The organism is Pseudomonas sp. NUPR-001 (assembly GCF_052147955.1).
In the GTDB taxonomy this organism is placed as follows: domain Bacteria; phylum Pseudomonadota; class Gammaproteobacteria; order Pseudomonadales; family Pseudomonadaceae; genus Aquipseudomonas.
On record NZ_CP197353.1, the window covers coordinates 836,829 to 857,739 of the forward strand.

A 20,911-nucleotide genomic window follows, 5' to 3' on the forward strand; every position below is an offset into this window, starting at 1 on the left:
ACACACACAAAGACAAAGACAAAAAAGCCCGGAATATCCGGGCTTTTTTGTGCCTGCAGTGAGCTTACTGCGGCGAGGTTTCGATTGGCGCTGGAGTAGGTACCGGAATCGTTTCGATGGTATCGACTTCGCGCTGGATCTTCTCTTCCAGGGAGCCTGGCTTGGCCGGCTTCTCTTGGACCTGTTCGACCTGTTCGGTGGTTGCTGGTTGTGCCGGGCTGACGCTGGTGTCGCCACTGCCACCGAGGATTTCCTGGTCGCGGCTGACACCTGGCATGAAGTCGCCAGACAGGCTGACCAACTGATCATTTTCGTTGAAGAAAATGCTCATGCGTTCCTGCTGGCGCTCACCGCCACCAGGCTGCAGGCTATACAGGTAATCCCAGCGATTGGTGTGGAAGGTATCCTGGATCAGCGGGTTGCCCATGATAAACCGTACTTGCCGACGGGTCATTCCAGGGCGTAATTGGTCTATCATATCTTGCGTGACGACATTGCCCTGCTGGATGTCGATTTTGTAAACCCCGGGGAACGAGCAACCGGCGAGTGCGAGCAGTCCCACAAAGGTGAGGCTGGTTAGCAAGAGCTTGGTGTTTTGCATCGGTGGGCGACTTCCACTATCTTGGCTGGACAACGTAAACCCCGATCATACCCGTATTCAGAGAAGCTGCGAAGCAGCATCGGCGAGAAAGCTGACCATGGTTGAAAATAGCGAACTGCGCAAAGCCGGTCTCAAGGTGACACTGCCTCGAGTTAAAATTCTACAGATGCTCGACTCTACCGAGCAGCGTCACATGAGTGCTGAGGATGTCTACAAGGCGCTGATGGAGGCTGGCGAAGATGTTGGCCTGGCCACGGTTTACCGTGTTCTGACCCAGTTTGAAGCCGCTGGCCTGGTTGTGCGCCATAACTTCGACGGCGGTCACGCCGTGTTTGAACTGGCTGACGGTGGCCACCACGACCATATGGTCAACGTGGACTCTGGCGAGGTTATCGAGTTCTTCGACGTGGAAATTGAAAAACGTCAGAAAGAAATCGTTGCCGAGCACGGCTTCGAGCTGGTTGACCATAATCTGGTTTTGTACGTGCGCAAGAAAAAGTAAGCAAAAGTTTCTTGCTGCACAGCATCAAAGGCGACCCGAGGGTCGCCTTTGTGCTTTTTGCGGTCATCAGGCCTTGCTGGTGACCACCATCTTGCGGGCGTGAGCCAGCGATTCTTTGGTCAGGTCGATGCCGCCCAGCATTCGCGCCACTTCTTCAACGCGCTCACGCTTGCCCAGGCTGGCCACTGCGGTGTGCGTGGCGTCACTGTTACGCACCTTGTGGACAAACAGGTGGTGATGGCCTTGGGCCGCGACCTGCGGCAGGTGGGTGACGGTCAGTACCTGGCCGCGCTCACCCAGGCGGCGCAGCAACTGGCCGACGATCTCGGCGGTAGGGCCGCCGATACCGACGTCAACCTCATCGAATACCAGCGTTGGAATGCGTGAGGTCTGCGCGGTGATGACCTGAATGGCCAGGCTGATACGCGACAGCTCACCACCCGAGGCGACCTTGGCCAGGCCCTTGAGCGGTTGCCCGGGGTTGGCGCTGACCAGCAGTTCTACTTGTTCCAGGCCGTTAGGTGACAGCTCGTCGCTAGCGTTGGCATGCAATTCGATGTTGAAGCGGCCGCCCGGCATGCCCAGGCGCTGAATTTCCTGTTCAACGGCGGCAGACAGCTGGCTCGCCGCCTGGCCGCGCAGGGCGCTCAACTCACTGGCTTTGTCCTGATAATGGCGGGCGTAGGCAGCCAGCTCTTCGCCCAGGCGCTCGATGGACTCGTCATTGGCATTCAGGCCTTCAAGCTCGTCCATCAGGCGCTGCTGCAGGTTGGCAAGCTCGGTTGGGTGTACGCGATGCTTGCGGGCGAGGGTGTAGATAGTGTCGAGGCGCTCTTCCAGTTGCTGCAGGCGCGCCGGGTCGGCGTCGAAATGATCAAGGAAGCGGTTCAGTTCGCCCACTGCTTCTTCTACCTGAATCTGCGCGCTGGCAATCATGTTGGCCGCTTCGCCCAGGGCTTTGGGCGCATTCTGCACGGCGGTGAGGCGGTTGAGGCTGGCGGTCAGGGCATTGAGGACGTTGCCGGAGTCGCTTTCGCTGCAGTGGTCGATCACCTGACGGCAAATGCCGAACAGGGCCTCGGCGTTGGTCAGGTTCTTGTGTTCCTGCTCCAGTTGCTCCAGCTCGTTTTCGCCCAGGCCCAGGTTGTCGAGCTCTTCGAGCTGATAGCTGAGCAACTGATGCTGTGCGCGCTGCTCGTCGCCGGAATTGGACAGCCGTTCAAGCTCCAGGCGGGTTTGGCGCCAGCGCTGGGCGGCCAGCTGTACCTGGCGGGCCAGGTCGGTGGCACCGGCGTATTCGTCGAGCAGGCGCCGGTGGGTGTCGGATTTCAGTAACGATTGGTGTTCATGCTGGCTGTGGATATCGATCAGCAGTTCGCCGAGCGCCTTGAGGTCGCCAAGGGGGCAGGGGCTGCCGTTGATGTAGCCACGGCTGCGGCCTTCGGCGGTGATGACCCGGCGCAGGATGCACGGGCCGTCGTTGTCGAGGTCGCGCTCGGCCAGCCAGGTGCGGGCCTCGGGAATGTCGACAAGGTCGAAGGTGGCAAGAATATCGGCCTTGTCGGCGCCTGGGCGCACCACGCCGCTGTCTGCGCGATCCCCCAGGGTAAGCCCCAGGGCGTCGAGCATGATCGATTTACCGGCCCCGGTTTCACCGGTGATGACGCTCATCCCGCGGGCGAGTTCGAGGTCCAGGTGTTCGACGATGGCATAGTTGTGTACGGACAGGTGCACCAGCATTGGGGCGGCTCCCAGGCGTTAAGTCTGGTTATTTATACAGTGTTTTTTGATCGACTGACAATGCTCCGATTTAGTTCAATTTGGTTATCAGGGCGGCGTTCTGATTGCGATGAGTTATGAGCGGATGCGGACAAGCTGCGTTGCAGCCCTTGAACCTGGGTTTTGCGACCCCATATACCCGACCAGAAGCGCGAGTACGGCTCGCTGACACTATTCGAGAGGAGAGATTTTATGGCTGACGAACAGCTGGATGAACAGAATCTGAACGCCGAAGCCACTGGCGACCAAGACCTGAGCGCCCGCGTGCAGGTGCTCGAAGAGCAGCTGGCGGCGGCCCAGGATCAATCCCTGCGCACTGCAGCTGACCTGCAGAACGTGCGCCGTCGCGCCGAGCAGGATGTAGAAAAGGCACACAAGTTCGCCCTGGAAAAATTCGCTGGTGACCTGCTGCCGGTCATCGACAGCCTCGAGCGTGGTCTGGAACTGTCCAGCCCGGACGACGAGAGCATTCGCCCGATGCGTGAAGGCATCGAGCTGACCCTGAAAATGTTCCACGACACCCTCAAGCGCTACAACCTCGAGGCGATTGACCCGCACGGCGAACCGTTCAACGCCGAACACCATCAGGCCATGGCCATGCAGGAAAGCGCCGAGGTCGAGCCGAACAGCGTGCTCAAGGTGTTCCAGAAGGGCTATCAGCTCAACGGTCGCCTGCTGCGTCCGGCGATGGTCGTGGTCAGCAAGGCACCTGCAGCGGTTTCGCCGTCGATTGACGAGCAGGCTTGAAATCGTTTCGAGCGCCCCCATTTAGGTGTCAAGCATTCAAGTATTACCGCAGGTAGCCACCACTGCTGCGGCAACCAAATTCAAGTTTCGGGAGAGTTAACATGGGCAAAATCATCGGTATCGACCTGGGGACCACTAACTCCTGTGTCTCCATTCTGGAAAACGGCAACGTCAAAGTTATCGAAAACGCTGAAGGCGCGCGTACTACGCCGTCGATCATCGCTTACGCCAATGATGGCGAGATCCTGGTCGGTCAATCGGCCAAGCGTCAGGCTGTCACCAACCCGCACAACACCCTGTACGCGGTAAAACGTCTGATCGGTCGTCGCTTCGAAGAAGAAGTTGTGCAGAAAGACATCCAGATGGTTCCGTACAAAATCGTCAAGGCTGACAACAGCGACGCCTGGGTCGAAGTCAACGGCCAGAAAATGGCGCCGCCACAGATCTCTGCCGAGATCCTGAAAAAAATGAAGAAGACCGCCGAAGACTACCTCGGCGAGCCTGTCACCGAAGCGGTCATCACCGTTCCGGCCTACTTCAACGACAGCCAGCGTCAGGCCACCAAAGATGCCGGTCGCATCGCCGGTCTGGACGTAAAACGTATCATCAACGAACCAACCGCAGCCGCGCTGGCTTACGGTATGGACAAGGCTAAAGGCGATCACACCGTGATCGTTTATGACCTCGGTGGTGGTACCTTCGACGTTTCGGTTATCGAAATCGCTGAAGTGGATGGCGAGCACCAGTTCGAAGTACTGGCAACCAACGGTGACACCTTCCTCGGTGGTGAAGACTTTGACATTCGTCTGATCGACTACCTCGTCGACGAATTCAAGAAAGAAAGCGGCATGAACCTCAAAGGTGACCCGCTGGCCATGCAGCGTCTGAAAGAAGCTGCTGAAAAAGCCAAGATCGAGCTGTCCTCGAGCCAGCAGACCGACGTCAACCTGCCGTACATCACTGCAGATGCCACCGGTCCTAAGCACCTGAACGTGAAGATCTCCCGCGCCAAGCTGGAGTCGCTGGTAGAAGACCTGGTTCAACGTACCATCGAGCCATGCCGTATCGCCATGAAAGACGCTGGTATCGACGTCAGCAAGATCGACGACGTGATCCTGGTGGGCGGTCAGACCCGTATGCCGCTGGTGCAGAAAGCGGTTACCGACTTCTTCGGTAAAGAAGCTCGCAAGGACGTCAACCCTGACGAAGCTGTTGCCATGGGTGCTGCGATCCAGGGTGCGGTACTGGCCGGTGACGTGAAAGACGTACTGCTGCTGGACGTCAGCCCGCTGACCCTGGGTATCGAAACCATGGGCGGCGTGATGACTGCGTTGATCGAGAAGAACACCACTATCCCGACCAAAAAGTCGCAAGTGTTCTCGACTGCCGATGACAACCAGAGCGCTGTGACCATTCACGTGCTGCAAGGTGAGCGTAAGCAGGCTGCACAGAACAAGTCCCTGGGCAAGTTCGACCTGGCCGAGATTCCACCAGCACCACGTGGCGTGCCACAGATCGAAGTAACCTTCGACATCGACGCCAACGGCATCCTGCACGTAGGCGCCAAAGACAAGGCTACTGGCAAGACTCAGTCGATCGTGATCAAGGCCAACTCCGGCCTGTCTGATGAAGAAATTCAACAGATGATCCGTGACGCTGAAGCGAACTCGGAAGAAGACCGCAAGTTCGAAGAGCTGGCCGCTGCTCGTAACCAGGGTGATGCACTGGTTCACTCGACTCGCAAAATGGTCGCTGACGCTGGTGACAAGGTCACTGCTGAAGAGAAAGCTGCAATCGAGGCTGCTGTTGTTGCTCTGGAAGCCGCCATCAAAGGCGACGACAAGGCTGCAATCGATGCCAAGGTTGAAGAGCTGTCGAAAGTGTCGGCTCCAGTTGCTCAGAAGATGTACGCCGAGCAGCAGGCCGAACAGCCACAAGCTGGCGCGCAGCAGGCTGAAGAAGCCAAGCACGACGACGTCGTTGATGCTGAGTTCGAAGAAGTCAAAGACAACAAGTAATTGCTACAGGTTGTCGGCCAGCCAGCTGCTAGTTAGCAGTTGGCTGGTAGGATGTCGCCGCGCGGGGGCTTGCTCCCGCGTTGGCGTGTCTGGAATACCCGAAATTTTACAGCATCTGTCAGGGCCTTCTGGGCGGCAGGTGCTGGCGGCACGGCGCGGAATGCGCAGAGGTTTGCCGAACGTCCTCAAGAGTGCAAAGACTTATGGCAAAGCGTGACTATTACGAAGTTCTGGGAGTTGAACGCGGCTCCAGTGATGCGGATCTGAAGAAGGCCTATCGCCGTCTGGCGATGAAGCATCACCCGGACCGTAACCCTGATGACAAAGAGTCGGAAGAGAAATTCAAAGAAGCCAACGAGGCTTACGAAGTGCTCTCCGATGCCAGCAAGCGTGCAGCCTATGACCAGTATGGTCATGCGGGTGTCGACCCGAGCATGGGTGGCGGCGGTGCCGGCTTCGGTGGCGCGAACTTCTCCGACATTTTCGGCGATGTGTTCAGCGACTTCTTCGGCGGCGGCCGTGGTGGGTCGCGTGGTGGCGCCCAGCGTGGCAGCGACCTGCGTTACACCCTGGAGCTGAACCTGGAAGAAGCTGTGCGCGGTACCACGGTCAATATCCGTGTGCCGACGCTGGTCAACTGCGAGCCGTGCGATGGCTCCGGTGCCAAGAAAGGCTCGTCCCCTTCGACTTGCCCGACCTGCGGTGGTATCGGTCAGGTACGCATGCAGCAAGGCTTCTTCTCGGTTCAGCAGACCTGCCCGCGCTGCCACGGCCAAGGCAAGATCATCACTGATCCGTGCAACTCCTGCCACGGCGAAGGTCGTGTCGAAGAGTACAAGACCCTGTCGGTCAAAGTGCCGGCCGGTGTCGATACGGGCGACCGTATTCGCCTCTCTGGTGAGGGCGAGGCCGGCTCTCATGGTGGTCCGACCGGCGACTTGTACGTTGTGATCAATGTGCGTGAGCACGCGATCTTCCAGCGTGATGGCAAGCACCTGTACTGTGAAGTGCCTATCAGCTACACCGATGCAGCGCTGGGTGGCGAGCTGGAAGTGCCGACCCTCGATGGCCGGGTCAAGCTGAAGATTCCGGAAGGCACCCAGACCGGCAAGCAGTTCCGCTTGCGTGGTAAAGGTGTTGCTCCGGTTCGCGGTGGCGGTGCAGGCGATCTTATGTGTCGCGTTGCGGTCGAAACCCCGGTCAACCTCAGCCGGCGTCAGCGTGAGTTGCTCGAAGAGCTGCGTGACTCGCTGGGCGGTGACAGTTCCCACTCGCCCAAGGCCAATGGCTGGTTTGAAGGCGTAAAGCGCTTCTTCGGCGACTTGTAAGAAGGAATAGGGCATGCGACGTATAGCAGTAATGGGTGCGGCAGGGCGCATGGGTAAAACCCTGATCGAAGCTGTGCAGCAGACGCCAGGCGCTGGGCTGACGGCGGCGATCGATCGTCCGGACAGTTCGCTGGTCGGTGCTGATGCCGGTGAGCTGGCGGCGCTGGGGCGGATTGGTGTGCTGTTGTCCGATGATCTGGCCAAAGTGGCCGATGAATTCGATGTACTGATCGACTTCACTCACCCGTCGGTAACCCTGAAGAACCTGGCGTTCTGCCGCAAGGCGGGCAAGGCCATGATCATCGGCACCACCGGTTTCACGGTTGAGGAAAAGCAACTGCTGGCCGAGGCGGGCAAAGACATTCCGATCGTCTTTGCCGCCAACTTCAGCGTTGGTGTCAACCTGAGCCTGAAGCTGCTGGACATGGCTGCGCGTGTGCTCGGTGATGATGTTGATATTGAAATCATCGAGGCGCACCACCGACACAAGGTCGATGCACCATCGGGTACCGCGCTGCGCATGGGTGAAGTGGTTGCCAATGCGTTGGGGCGTGATCTGGAAGAAGTGGCGGTGTATGGCCGTGAAGGCCAGACCGGTGCTCGTGATCGCAAGACCATTGGCTTTGCCACGGTCCGTGCCGGTGACGTGGTGGGCGACCACACCGTGCTATTCGCCGCTGAAGGTGAACGCCTGGAAATCACCCACAAGGCTTCCAGTCGCATGACCTTTGCCAAGGGTGCCGTCCGTGCTGCCTTGTGGCTGGACGGGCGCGAGCCTGGCCTGTACGACATGCAGGACGTCCTCGACCTACGTTGATCTGCTGTCCCTAGTGGGAGCGGGCTTGCCCCGCGATTGCGGCTTTTCTGTTTCACCGTAATCGCGGGTCAAGCCCGCTCCTACAGTGCTCTTGCGCTCCTGCTGTCGCATTTCTGCGCCTTTCAGACACATCAGTGGTAGACCAAAAAAGCGTTTTTCTGTAAGCTACAGCTTTAGTGTGTCCACTAAAAGCGCGCAGATAATTCGACGAAGAAAGCGGGGTGACGTGTCTATACGTCATTCCGCTTTTTTGCAACCTGCGATCGCCCCTTCAGGCTTTATTTTTGGGAGGTCTTCTTGACTAAGCCAGCCATACTCGCCCTTGCCGATGGCAGCATTTTTCGCGGTGAGGCCATTGGAGCCGACGGTCAAACCGTTGGAGAGGTGGTGTTTAACACCGCAATGACCGGCTATCAGGAAATCCTGACTGACCCTTCTTATTCTCAGCAAATCGTTACCCTGACCTACCCGCACATCGGCAACACCGGCACCACGCCGGAAGACGCCGAGTCCGACCGCGTCTGGTCGGCCGGTCTGGTGATTCGCGATCTGCCATTGATCGCGAGCAACTGGCGCAACAAGCAGTCGCTGCCTGATTACCTCAAAGCCAACAATGTTGTAGCGATCGCCGGTATCGATACGCGTCGCCTGACGCGCATCCTGCGTGAGAAGGGCGCGCAGAATGGCTGCATTCTGGCTGGCGACAACATCACTGAAGAAGCCGCAATCGCTGCCGCTCGCGGTTTCCCGGGCCTGAAGGGCATGGACCTGGCGAAAGTCGTCAGCACCAAGTCCAGCTACGAATGGCGCTCCAGCGTCTGGGAGCTGAAAACCGACAGCCACGCGACGATCGATGCCGCCGAGCTGCCGTACCACGTGGTCGCTTACGATTTCGGCGTCAAGCTGAACATCCTGCGCATGCTGGTTGCCCGTGGTTGCCGCCTGACCGTGGTGCCTGCGCAAACCCCGGCCAGCGAAGTCCTGGCACTCAACCCTGATGGTGTGTTCCTGTCCAACGGCCCTGGCGATCCGGAGCCTTGCGACTACGCAATCCAGGCGATCAAGGACATCCTCGAAACAGAAATTCCGGTGTTCGGTATCTGCCTGGGTCACCAGCTGCTGGCCCTGGCCTCTGGTGCCAAGACCGTGAAAATGGGTCATGGTCACCATGGCGCTAACCACCCGGTCCAGGATCTGGACACCGGCGTGGTCATGATCACCAGCCAGAACCACGGTTTCGCGGTCGACGAGGCCACCTTGCCGAGCAACGTGCGCGCCATTCACAAGTCGCTGTTCGACGGTACCCTGCAAGGTATCGAGCGCACCGACAAGAGCGCGTTCAGCTTCCAGGGTCACCCTGAGGCAAGCCCAGGCCCGACTGACGTCGCGCCACTGTTCGACCGTTTCATCGATGCCATGGCCAAGCGCCGCTGAGCATCTGGCGAGAAGGCCCTGAACCGGTGCAAGCCGCGTTCAGGTGCTGTCCCAAGATTGTTCAAAGCGGCTTGCCGACTGACCTGCGGAATTGAGTGATACCCATGCCAAAACGTACAGACATTAAAAGCATCCTGATTCTTGGCGCTGGCCCGATCGTTATCGGCCAGGCCTGCGAATTCGACTACTCCGGCGCCCAGGCCTGTAAAGCCCTGCGCGAGGAAGGTTTCCGCGTCATCCTGGTGAACTCCAACCCAGCGACCATCATGACCGACCCGGCCATGGCCGACGCCACCTACATCGAGCCGATCAAATGGCAATCGGTGGCCAAGATCATCGAAAAAGAGCGTCCTGACGCACTGCTGCCAACCATGGGTGGCCAGACTGCTCTGAACTGCGCACTGGACCTGGAGCGCGAAGGCGTTCTGGAAAAGTTCGGCGTAGAAATGATCGGCGCCAACGCCGACACCATCGACAAGGCTGAAGACCGTTCGCGCTTCGACAAGGCCATGAAGGCCATTGGCCTTGAGTGCCCGCGCTCCGGTATCGCCCACAGCATGGAAGAGGCCAACGCGGTCCTCGAGAAGCTGGGCTTCCCGTGCATCATTCGCCCGTCCTTCACCATGGGCGGCACTGGTGGCGGTATCGCTTACAACCGTGAAGAGTTCGAAGAAATCTGCGCCCGTGGTCTGGACCTGTCGCCAACCAAGGAACTGCTGATCGACGAATCGCTGATCGGCTGGAAAGAGTACGAGATGGAAGTGGTCCGCGACAAAAAGGACAACTGCATCATCGTCTGCTCGATCGAAAACTTCGATCCGATGGGCGTGCACACCGGTGACTCGATCACCGTTGCTCCGGCACAGACCCTGACCGACAAGGAATACCAGATCATGCGCAACGCCTCGCTGGCGGTGCTGCGTGAGATTGGCGTTGAAACCGGTGGTTCCAACGTTCAGTTCGGTATCTGCCCGAACACCGGCCGCATGGTCGTGATCGAGATGAACCCGCGCGTATCGCGTTCCTCGGCACTGGCTTCCAAGGCTACCGGCTTCCCGATCGCCAAGATCGCCGCCAAGCTGGCTGTTGGCTACACCCTCGACGAACTGCAGAACGACATCACTGGCGGCCGTACCCCAGCGTCCTTCGAGCCGTCGATCGACTACGTCGTGACCAAGCTGCCGCGCTTCGCCTTCGAAAAATTCCCGAAAGCCGACGCCCGCCTGACCACCCAGATGAAATCTGTGGGTGAAGTCATGGCCATCGGCCGTACTTTCCAGGAGTCGCTGCAAAAAGCGCTGCGCGGTCTGGAAGTCGGTGTCTGTGGTCTGGACCCGAAAGTCGACCTGGCCAGCCCTGAAGCTGCCAGCATCCTCAAGCGCGAGCTGACCGTGCCTGGCGCTGAGCGTATCTGGTACGTGGCTGACGCCATGCGCTCGGGCATGACCTGTGACGAAATCTTCGCCCTGACCGGCATCGATCACTGGTTCCTGGTGCAGATGGAAGACCTGATCAAAGAAGAAGAGAAGGTCAAGACCCTGGCGCTGTCGGCCATCGACAAAGACCTGATGCTGCGCCTGAAGCGTAAAGGCTTCTCCGACCAGCGTCTGGCCAAACTGTTGGGTATCACCGACAAGAACCTGCGCCGTCACCGCCACAAACTGGAAGTTTTCCCGGTTTACAAGCGCGTCGACACCTGCGCGGCCGAGTTCGCCACCGACACCGCTTACCTGTACTCGACCTACGAGGAAGAGTGCGAGTCCAACCCGTCGACCCGCGACAAGATCATGATTCTGGGTGGCGGTCCTAACCGTATCGGCCAGGGCATCGAGTTCGACTACTGCTGCGTACACGCGGCACTGGCCCTGCGCGAAGACGGTTACGAGACCATCATGGTCAACTGCAACCCGGAAACCGTCTCCACCGACTACGACACCTCCGACCGTCTGTACTTCGAGCCGCTGACGCTGGAAGACGTGCTGGAAGTGGTGCGGGTCGAGAAGCCAAAAGGCGTGATCGTCCACTACGGTGGCCAGACCCCGCTGAAACTGGCTCGCGCCCTGGAAGAAGCTGGCGTACCGATCATCGGCACCAGCCCTGACGCCATCGACCGCGCCGAAGACCGTGAGCGCTTCCAGCAGATGGTTCAGCGCCTGAACCTGCTGCAGCCGCCAAACGCCACCGTGCGCAGCGAAGACGAAGCCATTCGTGCCGCTGGCCAGATCGGTTACCCGCTGGTTGTGCGCCCGTCCTACGTACTGGGCGGCCGTGCCATGGAAATCGTCTACGAGCTGGACGAGCTCAAGCGCTACCTGCGTGAAGCGGTACAAGTGTCCAACGACAGCCCGGTGCTGCTTGACCACTTCCTCAACTGCGCCATCGAAATGGACGTGGATGCGGTGTGCGACGGTACCGACGTGGTGATCGGCGCAATCATGCAGCACATTGAACAAGCAGGTGTTCACTCCGGTGACTCGGCCTGTTCGCTGCCGCCGTACTCGCTGCCAGTTCATGTTCAGGACGAAGTCCGTGTTCAGGTCAAGAAAATGGCCCTGGAGCTGGGCGTTGTCGGCCTGATGAACGTGCAGCTGGCGCTGCAGGGTGACAAGATCTACGTGATTGAAGTCAACCCGCGTGCTTCGCGTACTGTACCTTTCGTGTCCAAGTGCATCGGCACCTCGCTGGCGATGATCGCTGCCCGCGTCATGGCTGGTAAATCGCTGAAAGAGCTGGGCTTCACCAAGGAAATCATTCCTAACTTCTACAGCGTCAAGGAAGCGGTGTTCCCGTTCGCCAAGTTCCCAGGGGTTGACCCGATCCTCGGCCCTGAGATGAAATCCACCGGTGAAGTCATGGGTGTTGGCGACAGCTTCGGTGAGGCCTTCGCAAAAGCCCAGATGGGCGCCAGCGAAGTGCTGCCGACCGGCGGTACTGCCTTCATCAGCGTGCGTGATGACGACAAGCCGCAGGTAGCAGGTGTTGCCCGTGACCTGATCGCGCTGGGCTTTGAAGTGGTTGCCACTGTTGGTACCGCCAAAGTTATCGAAGCGGCTGGCCTGAAAGTGCGTCGCGTGAACAAGGTGACCGAAGGTCGTCCGCACGTGGTCGACATGATCAAGAACGACGAAGTGTCGCTGATCATCAACACCACCGAAGGCCGCCAGTCGATCGCTGACTCCTACTCGATTCGTCGCAATGCGTTGCAGCACAAGATCTACTGCACCACTACCATTGCGGCCGGTGAAGCCATCTGTGAAGCGTTGAAGTTTGGTCCTGAGAAGACCGTTCGCCGCTTGCAGGATCTGCATGCAGGACTCAAAGCATGAGCATTACCAAATACCCGATGACCGTCCAGGGCGCTCGCGCCCTGGAGGAAGAGCACCTGTTCCTGAGCAAGACCGAGCGTCCGCGCTTGAGTCAGGCAATCGGTGAGGCGCGCGAGCTGGGCGACCTCAAGGAAAACGCCGAATACCATGCTGCCCGTGAAGAGCAGGGCATGGTCGAAGCGCGCATTCGCGATATCGAAGGCCGTCTGCAGAACTCGGTCGTGATCGACGTGACCACCATTGCCCACACCGGCAAGGTCATCTTCGGCACCACCGTAGATCTGGAAAACACCGAAACCGGCGATCAGGTGACTTACCAGATCGTTGGTGAAGACGAAGCTGACATCAAGAAAGGCAAGCTCTCGGCTGGTGCACCAATCGCCCGCGCCATCATCGGCAAGGAAGAAGGTGACATCGTCGTCGTCAAGACGCCAAGTGGCTCGGTCGAGTACGAGATTGTCGAAGTCAAGCACATCTGACCGGCGCCTGCGGGCGCCGACCCTCGAGGGTATCCTCTGGCAGCTGGCCCAGGTTTTCTGGGTTGGCGGCCTGTGGGTGTTCCACGTAGGGCTGGTGCCCGCGCTCAAAGTCAGTGGCCTGGCGCCGCTACTGGTGCAGGATGTTGCCGTGCAGATCGACCGTTGGTTGATCGGCGTAGCGGCAGTCGGCCTGCTGACTCAGTTGGCGGTGTTGGTGAGGTTGAGAGGGGTGGCAGCCTGGTGGCAAACATTCAGCGGCCAGATGCTGCTGGTGGGTTTTGCCGCCTGCGTCGGCTACTACACCTTGCGCTACGGTATTTCTGCCGGGGAGCGTTGGCAGATGTTCTGCTTCGTGATCCTTGGGATCAGCGGTATCGTGCTGGCAGCCCAGCCAGTCCCGACCAGGGCGCGCTAGCCGCGCCACTGATCGGAGCCACCATCATTTGTAACGGTGGATGTTGGACAGTTGCTTGTTCGGTTGCGGGTTTTTGCGGTACAGCAGCACCATCTTGCCGATGATCTGCACTTGTTCTGCGCGACTGACCTTGCTCAGCTCGTCCATTACGGCCTTGCGCTCTTCGCGATCTTCGAGCTTGACCTGGACCTTGATCAGTTCGTGATCAGTCAGGGCGCGCTCCAGTTCGGCGAGGACACCTTCGGTCAAACCATTGCCCGCCACGATCAGAACCGGCTTCAGGTCGTGACCAATGGATTTGTACTGTTTCTTCTGCTCGTTATTGAGCGGCATAATCTGACCCTTTGTCTGATTCTGTAAAAATGGCGGCCATTTTACCCGAGGGCCCGTGGATCCGCCCAACAAATCACGACCCTTATCATCGAGGCACCCCATGGCGCGTTCCAAGACAAGCAAAAAGTGGCTGGAAAGGCATGTCAGCGATCCCTATGTGAAACAGGCACAGAAGGATGGTTACCGCTCGCGTGCGAGCTACAAGCTTCTGGAAGTCCAGGAAAAATACAAGCTGATCCGTCCAGGCATGAGCGTCGTTGACCTCGGCGCGGCCCCAGGTGGCTGGTCGCAGGTGACCAGTCGTCTGATCGGCGGCCAGGGTCGCCTGATCGCCTCGGACATCCTGGAAATGGACAGCATTCCCGACGTTACCTTCATCCAGGGTGACTTTACCCAGGACGAAGTGCTGGCGCAGATCCTTGAGGCGGTAGGTAATTCGCACGTAGACCTTGTGATTTCCGATATGGCCCCCAATATGAGTGGAACGCCTGCTGTGGATATCCCCAAGGCCATGTTCCTGTGCGAACTGGCGCTCGATCTGGCCACCCGGGTACTCAAGCCGGGCGGTGATTTCCTGATCAAGATCTTCCAGGGCGAAGGGTTTGATGTTTACCTGAAGGACGCTCGTCAGAAATTCGATAAGGTCCAGATGTTCAAACCTGACTCTTCACGGGACAGTTCCCGCGAGCAGTACTTGCTGGCGCGGGGTTATCGCGGCGAGTAAGGCTTCAGGCCGGTGGCTTTCAGAGTATCCGATAGTTTTTTCCAATCGGCTGTTCTGCCTGACCTGGATGAACATCGTGTAGTCTAGGTTTCACAAAGGGTTACAGACGGCGCCTGCAGATGTGTAGGTTATGTAGTAAGTTAGGCCGGTGAATATCATGCGAGGCACGGCTGCGCCGTCAGCCGGCTTCAGAGGGTAGCTAATTGAACGATATGGCAAAGAACTTGATCCTGTGGTTGATCATCGCGGCTGTCCTGGTGACAGTGATGAACAACTTCTCCAGCCCGAATGAACCACAGACCCTCAACTATTCCGACTTCATTCAGCAGGTCAAGGATGGCAAGGTCGAGCGCGTAGCGGTCGACGGCTACGTCATCACCGGCAAACGTACCGATGGCGACAGCTTCAAGACCATCCGTCCGGCCATCCAGGACAACGGCCTGATCGGCGATCTGGTCGACAACCACGTCGTGGTCGAAGGCAAGCAGCCTGAGCAGCAGTCCATCTGGACCCAGTTGCTGGTAGCCAGCTTCCCGATCCTGGTGATCATTGCCGTGTTCATGTTCTTCATGCGCCAGATGCAAGGTGGTGCAGGGGGCAAGGGCGGGCCGATGAGCTTTGGTAAAAGCAAGGCGCGGCTGCTCTCCGAAGACCAGGTGAAAACCACGTTGGCCGACGTTGCAGGTTGCGACGAAGCCAAGGAAGAAGTGGGTGAGCTGGTCGAGTTCCTGCGCGATCCGGGCAAATTCCAGCGCCTGGGCGGTCGTATTCCGCGTGGCGTGTTGATGGTTGGCCCACCAGGTACCGGTAAAACCCTGCTGGCCAAGGCCATCGCGGGCGAAGCCAAGGTACCGTTCTTCACCATCTCCGGTTCCGACTTCGTCGAAATGTTCGTGGGTGTGGGTGCCAGTCGTGTCCGTGACATGTTCGAACAGGCCAAGAAGCACGCACCGTGCATCATTTTCATCGACGAGATCGATGCCGTTGGTCGCCACCGTGGCGCCGGCATGGGCGGCGGTCACGACGAGCGCGAGCAAACCCTCAACCAGTTGCTGGTAGAGATGGACGGCTTCGAAATGAATGACGGCATCATCGTCATTGCCGCCACCAACCGTCCTGACGTGCTTGACCCGGCGTTGCTGCGTCCTGGCCGTTTTGACCGTCAGGTTGTAGTTGGTCTGCCGGACATCCGCGGTCGTGAACAGATTCTCAAGGTCCACATGCGTAAAGTGCCGGTTGGCGAAAACGTCAACCCTGCGGTTATCGCGCGTGGCACTCCAGGCTTCTCCGGTGCCGACCTGGCCAACCTGGTCAACGAGGCTTCGCTGTTCGCTGCTCGTTCGAGCAAGCGCATCGTCGAAATGAAAGAGTTCGAACTGGCCAAAGACAAGATCATGATGGGCGCCGAGCGCAAAACCATGGTCATGTCCGAGAAAGAGAAGCGCAACACCGCTTACCACGAGGCCGGTCACGCCATTGTTGGTCGCGTGGTGCCTGAGCACGATCCGGTCTACAAGGTCTCGATCATTCCTCGTGGCCGTGCCCTGGGTGTCACCATGTTCCTCCCTGAAGAGGACCGTTACAGTCTGTCCAAGCGTGCGCTGATCAGCCAGATCTGCTCGCTGTACGGCGGCCGTATCGCCGAGGAAATGACCCTGGGCTTCGACGGCGTGACCACCGGCGCTTCCAACGACATCATGCGGGCCAGTCAGATCGCCCGGAACATGGTGACCAAGTGGGGGTTGTCGGAGAAGCTCGGGCCGCTGATGTATGCCGAAGAAGAGGGCGAGGTGTTCCTCGGTCGCAGCGCCGGCTCCCAGCACGCCAGTGTTTCCGGTGAAACTGCCAAACTGATCGACTCAGAAGTTCGCAGCATCATTGATCAGTGCTATGCCACTGCCAAGCAGATCCTCACGGACAATCGCGACAAGCTTGATGCGATGGCCGATGCGCTGATGAAGTACGAAACCATCGATGCCGAGCAGATCGACGACATCATGGCCGGTCGTACGCCACGCGAACCGCGTGACTGGGAAGATGGTTCGGGCACCCCTGCACCGCAGAGTGACCGTCCAGAATCGCCGATCGGCGGCCCAGCGGCGCAAATCTAAGGGCTCTTATGACGTCACAGCAGTACCCAACCCGGTTGCCTTGCGGCAACCGGGTTCTTGATTTGTCCCGTACCCATGTCATGGGTATTCTCAATATCACCCCCGATTCCTTCTCCGACGGCGGACGCTTCAATCAGCGTGATGCTGCCTTGCGTCATGCCGAAGCGATGGTCGCAGCGGGCGCAACCCTGATCGACATCGGTGGCGAGTCCACGCGCCCTGGTGCCCGGGCGGTTTCCGCGCTCGAGGAGTTGGAGCGTGTAGCGCCGATGGTTGAGGCGATCAATCGCGAGCTGGATGTGATCATCTCGGTCGATACCTCCACTCCGGCGGTCATTCGCGAGTCTGCCAGGCTCGGTGCCGGGCTGATCAACGATGTTCGCTCGCTCAGTCGCGACGGCGCCCTGGACGCGGCAGCTGCCACTGGCTTGCCGGTGTGCTTGATGCACATGCGTGGCGAGCCGGGCAACATGCAGGACAGCCCTCATTACGAAGATGTCACCGCTGAAGTAGCGAGCTATCTTGAACAACGGATGGCAGCGTGCGCAGCGGTGGGTATCGATGCTGAACGGATCATCCTCGATCCGGGATTTGGCTTTGCCAAGACCCTTGCGCACAACCTCAGTCTGTTCAAGCACATGGAGTCGCTGTATCGATTGGGGCGTCCATTGTTGGTGGGCGTTTCGCGCAAGAGCATGATCGGGCAGGCGCTGGATCGTCCGGTCGAACAACGACTCTACGGCAGCCTGGCCTTGGCTGCGTTGGCGATGACCAAAGGAGCGAGCATCCTGCGCGTTCATGATGTCGCCGAAACCGCCGATGTAGTGCGGATGATTGCCGCGGTTCAAGCCGCCGAATAAGTGTGATGGAGCATCTATGAGCAGAAAATACTTTGGTACCGACGGCATCCGTGGCCGTGTCGGCGAATACCCGATCACTCCTGACTTCATGCTCAAGCTCGGTTGGGCTGCTGGCATGGCCTTTCGAAAGCAGGGTGCCTGCCGGGTTCTGGTCGGTAAAGACACGCGAATCTCCGGTTACATGTTCGAGTCCGCCCTGGAGGCCGGCCTTTCCGCCGCAGGCGCGGATGTGATGCTGCTCGGGCCGATGCCGACCCCGGCCATTGCCTACCTGACGCGCACCTTTCACGCCGAAGCCGGCATCGTCATCAGTGCCTCGCACAATCCGCATGATGATAACGGCATCAAGTTCTTCTCCGGCCAGGGCACCAAGCTGCCTGACGAAGTCGAAAAAATGATCGAAGAGCTGCTCGATCAGCCGATGACCGTGGTCGAGTCGAGCAAGCTCGGCAAGGTCTCGCGTATCAACGATGCCGCTGGTCGCTATATCGAATTCTGCAAAAGCAGCGTGCCGACCAGCACCGATTTCGCCGGCCTCAAGCTGGTGGTCGATTGTGCCCATGGCGCTACGTACAAAGTGGCACCTAGCGTGTTCCGCGAGCTGGGCGCCAGCGTCACCGTGCTGTCGGCGCAGCCAGACGGTCTGAACATCAATGAAAATTGTGGTTCGACCCACATCGAGTCGCTGCAGGCAGCGGTACTGGTTGGTCATGCCGACCTGGGTATTGCCTTTGATGGTGACGGCGACCGGGTGCTGATGGTCGACCATACCGGTGCAATCGTCGATGGCGACGAGCTTCTTTACATCATTGCCCGCGACCTGCAAGAGCGCGGCAAGCTGCAGGGTGGGGTAGTTGGCACCCTGATGAGTAACCTGGGCCTGGAGCTGGCGCTCAAGGAGCTCGACATCCCGTTCGTTCGTGCCAAGGTCGGTGACCGCTACGTAATGGCCGAGCTGCTGGAGCGCGAGTGGGTGCTCGGTGGTGAGAACTCCGGGCATGTGGTGTGCTTCAACCATACCACCACTGGTGATGCGATCATTGCCGCGCTGCAGGTGCTGATGGCGCTCAAGCGACGCGAAGAGACCCTCGCGCATGCGCGTCAGGGGCTGCGCAAGTGTCCGCAAGTGCTGATCAATGTGCGCTTTGGTGCAAGCAAGGTCGATCCACTGGAGCATCCGGCTGTGAAAGAAGCCAGTGCCCGTGTCACCGAGGAAATGGCCGGGCGTGGCCGCGTGTTGTTGCGCAAGTCCGGAACAGAGCCTTTGGTGCGCGTTATGGTCGAGGGTGACGACGAAACTCAGGTTCGCGCCCACGCAGAAGCGCTGGCAAAACTGGTAAGTGAAGTTTGCGTTTGAAATACGCTTGCCAGCAGTGATCGGGTTGGGTAACATCTGCGCCCACTTTGACCGACGAGGTAAAGCATGCGTCGCCCTATGGTAGCTGGTAACTGGAAGATGCACGGTACCCGCGCCAGCGTCGCTGAGCTGATCAAGGATTTGAGTAATCAAGCCTTGCCTCGCGGTGTTGAGGTCGCGGTGTTTCCTCCCTTGCTGTACATCAACCAAGTGGTTGAAGGGTTGCAAGGAGAGTCGATCGCTGTTGGCGCTCAGAATTCTGCGGTACAGCCTGAGCAAGGCGCATTGACCGGTGAAGTTGCACCGAGTCAGTTGGTCGAGTCAGGTTGCGAGCTGGTACTGATTGGGCACTCGGAACGCCGCCAGATCATTGGCGAGAGTGATGAAGTGCTTAATCGCAAGTTCGCTGCGGCACAGGCTTGTGGTTTGAAGCCGGTGCTCTGTGTAGGGGAAACCCTCGAAGAGCGCGAAGCGGGTAAGACGCTAGAGATTGTCGGGCGTCAGCTGGACAGCATCATCGAAGCATTCGGTGTTGATGTCTTCGCCAATGCGGTGATTGCCTATGAGCCTGTATGGGCCATCGGTACAGGGCTGACAGCCACGCCACAGCAGGCTCAGGATGTGCACAAAGCCATTCGCGAGCAGCTGGCGGCAAAGAATCCTGAAGTCGCTCAAAATGTGCGGCTTCTATACGGCGGCAGCGTGAAGGCGGCCAATGCGGCTGAACTGTTCGGCATGCCGGATATCGATGGGGGCCTGATTGGTGGGGCTTCCCTGAACGCAGACGAATTCGGTGCAATTTGTCGCGCCGCAGGAAACTGAAAAATGCTGGAAACAGTGATCGTTGTGTTTCATCTGTTGGGCGCACTGGGTTTGGTAGTGCTGGTGTTGCTGCAACAGGGTAAAGGTGCGGAAGCGGGTGCATCTTTCGGCGCAGGTGCTTCAAATACTGTGTTCGGAAGCCAAGGTTCTGCTACCTTTCTGAGTAAGTTTACTGCTATACTAGCTGCCTCTTTCTTCTTAACTGCTCTTGGGTTAGGATACTTTGCTAAAGAGAAAGCTCATGAGCTGACTCAAGTAGGGTTGCCAGATCCAGCAGTATTGGAAGTGAAGCAGCAAAAACCGGCAACAGATGATGTACCGGTGCTCCAGGAGCAGAAGAGCGAAGCCACTAACACTGGCGATGTTCCTCCCGCTCAAGAGCAGAAGTAACGGGTTTCAAAGTAGTATTGCCGAGGTGGTGGAATTGGTAGACACGCAACCTTGAGGTGGTTGTGCCCATAGGGTGTAGGGGTTCGAGTCCCCTTCTCGGTACCAATTGAAACAAGACAGCCCGCTACAGCGGGCTTTCTTGTAGGTGGAGGTTAGATTGACCCTTATAGGGTTCGGTCGTATACTTTCGCCCCAGCTTTGTCGCGGGGTGGAGCAGTCTGGTAGCTCGTCGGGCTCATAACCCGAAGGTCGTTGGTTCAAATCCAGCCCCCGCAACCAGTTTCAGCGGAGCCCCTTTTTCAGGGGCTTTTTCTTGGCTGAACAGTCATAACGCCGGTATTCAACGGCGTATCAGGGATGGGCGCTTTGCCCATTTTTTATTTGCATAGCATGCACGAGGGGGTTCAGGTGTCGAGCAAGCTAGAACAGTTGCAGGCCTTGTTGGCCCCGGTGGTCGAGGCTCTTGGCTATCAATGCTGGGGGATCGAATTCATCTCTCAAGGCAAACATTCGGTCCTGCGTATCTATATCGATAAAGAGGAAGGCATTCTGGTTGATGACTGCGCAATCGTCAGTCACCAGGCCAGCGCTATCCTTGATGTAGAAGATCCAATTTCTTCCGAATATACCCTTGAAGTGTCCTCTCCTGGCATGGATCGCCCACTGTTCACTCTGGAACAGTACGCTTCGCATGCCGGCGAACAAGTGAAGATCAAGCTGCGCACGCCCTTTGAAGGTCGTCGTAACTTTCAGGGCCTTCTCCGCGGTGTGGAGGACCAGGATGTGGTTGTTCAGGTAGACAACCAAGAGTTCCTGTTGCCGATCGATTCGATCGACAAGGCCAACATTATTCCCAGTTTTGACTGAG

Annotated in this window: 19 protein-coding genes and 2 tRNA genes; 18 read left to right on the forward strand and 3 right to left on the reverse strand. The window is 58.4% G+C overall.

Annotated elements, in window-relative coordinates:
• Window positions 1–64: 64 nt before the first annotated feature.
• On the reverse strand, window positions 65–601 hold the full coding sequence (locus ACP6KB_RS03915) for an outer membrane protein assembly factor BamE (protein ID WP_442112138.1): 537 nt from the start codon (window positions 599–601) through the stop codon (window positions 65–67).
• 97 nt (window positions 602–698) lie between these two features.
• On the opposite strand from ACP6KB_RS03915, the gene fur reads away from it, so the two are divergent.
• Window positions 699–1,103: a ferric iron uptake transcriptional regulator gene (gene fur, locus ACP6KB_RS03920; protein WP_110701757.1), complete on the forward strand. Its 405-nt coding sequence runs from the start codon at window positions 699–701 to the stop codon at window positions 1,101–1,103.
• 66 nt (window positions 1,104–1,169) lie between these two features.
• On the opposite strand, the gene recN is transcribed toward fur, so the two are convergent.
• The gene (gene recN, locus ACP6KB_RS03925; RefSeq protein ID WP_442112139.1) at window positions 1,170–2,843 is read right to left on the reverse strand and encodes a DNA repair protein RecN; all 1,674 of its coding nucleotides are present in this window, start codon (window positions 2,841–2,843) and stop codon (window positions 1,170–1,172) included.
• A 231-nt stretch (window positions 2,844–3,074) separates the two neighbouring features.
• On the opposite strand from recN, the gene grpE reads away from it, so the two are divergent.
• The 8 genes from grpE (at window position 3,075) to ACP6KB_RS03965 (ending at window position 13,446) form a co-directional block, all read left to right on the forward strand.
• Window positions 3,075–3,629: a nucleotide exchange factor GrpE gene (gene grpE / locus ACP6KB_RS03930; RefSeq protein ID WP_442112140.1), complete on the forward strand. Its 555-nt coding sequence runs from the start codon at window positions 3,075–3,077 to the stop codon at window positions 3,627–3,629.
• 101 nt (window positions 3,630–3,730) lie between these two features.
• Window positions 3,731–5,647, forward strand: a complete 1,917-nt coding sequence (gene dnaK / locus ACP6KB_RS03935) for a molecular chaperone DnaK (protein ID WP_442112141.1) — start codon at window positions 3,731–3,733, stop codon at window positions 5,645–5,647.
• Between the two features lie 203 nt (window positions 5,648–5,850).
• Window positions 5,851–6,975 carry a molecular chaperone DnaJ gene (gene dnaJ / locus ACP6KB_RS03940; RefSeq protein ID WP_442112142.1) on the forward strand — a complete coding sequence of 375 codons (1,125 nt, stop codon included), beginning with the start codon at window positions 5,851–5,853 and terminating at the stop codon, window positions 6,973–6,975.
• A 13-nt stretch (window positions 6,976–6,988) separates the two neighbouring features.
• Window positions 6,989–7,792 (forward strand): 4-hydroxy-tetrahydrodipicolinate reductase, encoded by an 804-nt coding sequence (gene dapB / locus ACP6KB_RS03945; protein ID WP_442112143.1) that lies wholly within the window; start codon window positions 6,989–6,991, stop codon window positions 7,790–7,792.
• Between the two features lie 297 nt (window positions 7,793–8,089).
• Window positions 8,090–9,226: a glutamine-hydrolyzing carbamoyl-phosphate synthase small subunit gene (carA, locus tag ACP6KB_RS03950; RefSeq protein WP_442112144.1), complete on the forward strand. Its 1,137-nt coding sequence runs from the start codon at window positions 8,090–8,092 to the stop codon at window positions 9,224–9,226.
• A gap of 104 nt (window positions 9,227–9,330) precedes the next feature.
• Window positions 9,331–12,552: a carbamoyl-phosphate synthase large subunit gene (gene carB, locus ACP6KB_RS03955; RefSeq protein ID WP_442112145.1), complete on the forward strand. Its 3,222-nt coding sequence runs from the start codon at window positions 9,331–9,333 to the stop codon at window positions 12,550–12,552.
• The gene (greA, locus tag ACP6KB_RS03960) at window positions 12,549–13,031 is read left to right on the forward strand and encodes a transcription elongation factor GreA (protein WP_442112146.1); all 483 of its coding nucleotides are present in this window, start codon (window positions 12,549–12,551) and stop codon (window positions 13,029–13,031) included. Before carB ends, greA begins: the two co-directional genes overlap by 4 nt.
• The gene (locus tag ACP6KB_RS03965) at window positions 13,009–13,446 is read left to right on the forward strand and encodes an MFS transporter (RefSeq protein WP_442112147.1); all 438 of its coding nucleotides are present in this window, start codon (window positions 13,009–13,011) and stop codon (window positions 13,444–13,446) included. Before greA ends, ACP6KB_RS03965 begins: the two co-directional genes overlap by 23 nt.
• A gap of 24 nt (window positions 13,447–13,470) precedes the next feature.
• On the opposite strand, the gene yhbY is transcribed toward ACP6KB_RS03965, so the two are convergent.
• A complete protein-coding gene (yhbY, locus tag ACP6KB_RS03970) occupies window positions 13,471–13,779 on the reverse strand; it encodes a ribosome assembly RNA-binding protein YhbY (protein ID WP_442112148.1) in 309 nt (102 codons plus the stop codon).
• 100 nt (window positions 13,780–13,879) lie between these two features.
• Between yhbY and rlmE the strand changes: the two genes are divergently transcribed.
• From rlmE to rimP, 9 genes are all read left to right on the forward strand, one after another.
• Window positions 13,880–14,503, forward strand: a complete 624-nt coding sequence (rlmE, locus tag ACP6KB_RS03975) for a 23S rRNA (uridine(2552)-2'-O)-methyltransferase RlmE (RefSeq protein ID WP_133216223.1) — start codon at window positions 13,880–13,882, stop codon at window positions 14,501–14,503.
• A gap of 212 nt (window positions 14,504–14,715) precedes the next feature.
• On the forward strand, window positions 14,716–16,614 hold the full coding sequence (gene ftsH / locus ACP6KB_RS03980; protein WP_442112149.1) for an ATP-dependent zinc metalloprotease FtsH: 1,899 nt from the start codon (window positions 14,716–14,718) through the stop codon (window positions 16,612–16,614).
• Between the two features lie 8 nt (window positions 16,615–16,622).
• Entirely contained in the window at window positions 16,623–17,474 is an 852-nt protein-coding gene (gene folP / locus ACP6KB_RS03985) for a dihydropteroate synthase (protein WP_442112150.1), read from the forward strand.
• Window positions 17,475–17,490: 16 nt separating this feature from the next.
• Entirely contained in the window at window positions 17,491–18,831 is a 1,341-nt protein-coding gene (glmM, locus tag ACP6KB_RS03990; RefSeq protein WP_442112151.1) for a phosphoglucosamine mutase, read from the forward strand.
• A 66-nt stretch (window positions 18,832–18,897) separates the two neighbouring features.
• The gene (tpiA, locus tag ACP6KB_RS03995) at window positions 18,898–19,653 is read left to right on the forward strand and encodes a triose-phosphate isomerase (RefSeq protein ID WP_442112152.1); all 756 of its coding nucleotides are present in this window, start codon (window positions 18,898–18,900) and stop codon (window positions 19,651–19,653) included.
• Window positions 19,654–19,656: 3 nt separating this feature from the next.
• Window positions 19,657–20,043: a preprotein translocase subunit SecG gene (gene secG / locus ACP6KB_RS04000; protein ID WP_442112153.1), complete on the forward strand. Its 387-nt coding sequence runs from the start codon at window positions 19,657–19,659 to the stop codon at window positions 20,041–20,043.
• Window positions 20,044–20,062: 19 nt separating this feature from the next.
• Window positions 20,063–20,148: transfer RNA gene (locus ACP6KB_RS04005), tRNA-Leu, on the forward strand.
• A gap of 97 nt (window positions 20,149–20,245) precedes the next feature.
• Window positions 20,246–20,322: transfer RNA gene (locus tag ACP6KB_RS04010), tRNA-Met, on the forward strand.
• A gap of 129 nt (window positions 20,323–20,451) precedes the next feature.
• A complete protein-coding gene (gene rimP, locus ACP6KB_RS04015) occupies window positions 20,452–20,910 on the forward strand; it encodes a ribosome maturation factor RimP (RefSeq protein WP_442114252.1) in 459 nt (152 codons plus the stop codon).
• The last annotated feature ends 1 nt before the right edge of the window (window position 20,911 follow it).

What these genes read in the sequence shown, in the direction of transcription:
- ACP6KB_RS03915 (WP_442112138.1), bottom strand. Translation starts at nt 601, where the DNA reads ATGCAAAACACCAAGCTCTTGCTAACCAGCCTCACCTTTGTGGGACTG.
- fur (WP_110701757.1), top strand. Translation starts at nt 699, where the DNA reads ATGGTTGAAAATAGCGAACTGCGCAAAGCCGGTCTCAAGGTGACACTG.
- recN (WP_442112139.1), bottom strand. Translation starts at nt 2,843, where the DNA reads ATGCTGGTGCACCTGTCCGTACACAACTATGCCATCGTCGAACACCTG.
- grpE (WP_442112140.1), top strand. Translation starts at nt 3,075, where the DNA reads ATGGCTGACGAACAGCTGGATGAACAGAATCTGAACGCCGAAGCCACT.
- dnaK (WP_442112141.1), top strand. Translation starts at nt 3,731, where the DNA reads ATGGGCAAAATCATCGGTATCGACCTGGGGACCACTAACTCCTGTGTC.
- dnaJ (WP_442112142.1), top strand. Translation starts at nt 5,851, where the DNA reads ATGGCAAAGCGTGACTATTACGAAGTTCTGGGAGTTGAACGCGGCTCC.
- dapB (WP_442112143.1), top strand. Translation starts at nt 6,989, where the DNA reads ATGCGACGTATAGCAGTAATGGGTGCGGCAGGGCGCATGGGTAAAACC.
- carB (WP_442112145.1), top strand. Translation starts at nt 9,331, where the DNA reads ATGCCAAAACGTACAGACATTAAAAGCATCCTGATTCTTGGCGCTGGC.
- greA (WP_442112146.1), top strand. Translation starts at nt 12,549, where the DNA reads ATGAGCATTACCAAATACCCGATGACCGTCCAGGGCGCTCGCGCCCTG.
- yhbY (WP_442112148.1), bottom strand. Translation starts at nt 13,779, where the DNA reads ATGCCGCTCAATAACGAGCAGAAGAAACAGTACAAATCCATTGGTCAC.
- rlmE (WP_133216223.1), top strand. Translation starts at nt 13,880, where the DNA reads ATGGCGCGTTCCAAGACAAGCAAAAAGTGGCTGGAAAGGCATGTCAGC.
- ftsH (WP_442112149.1), top strand. Translation starts at nt 14,716, where the DNA reads ATGGCAAAGAACTTGATCCTGTGGTTGATCATCGCGGCTGTCCTGGTG.
- folP (WP_442112150.1), top strand. Translation starts at nt 16,623, where the DNA reads ATGACGTCACAGCAGTACCCAACCCGGTTGCCTTGCGGCAACCGGGTT.
- glmM (WP_442112151.1), top strand. Translation starts at nt 17,491, where the DNA reads ATGAGCAGAAAATACTTTGGTACCGACGGCATCCGTGGCCGTGTCGGC.
- tpiA (WP_442112152.1), top strand. Translation starts at nt 18,898, where the DNA reads ATGCGTCGCCCTATGGTAGCTGGTAACTGGAAGATGCACGGTACCCGC.
- secG (WP_442112153.1), top strand. Translation starts at nt 19,657, where the DNA reads ATGCTGGAAACAGTGATCGTTGTGTTTCATCTGTTGGGCGCACTGGGT.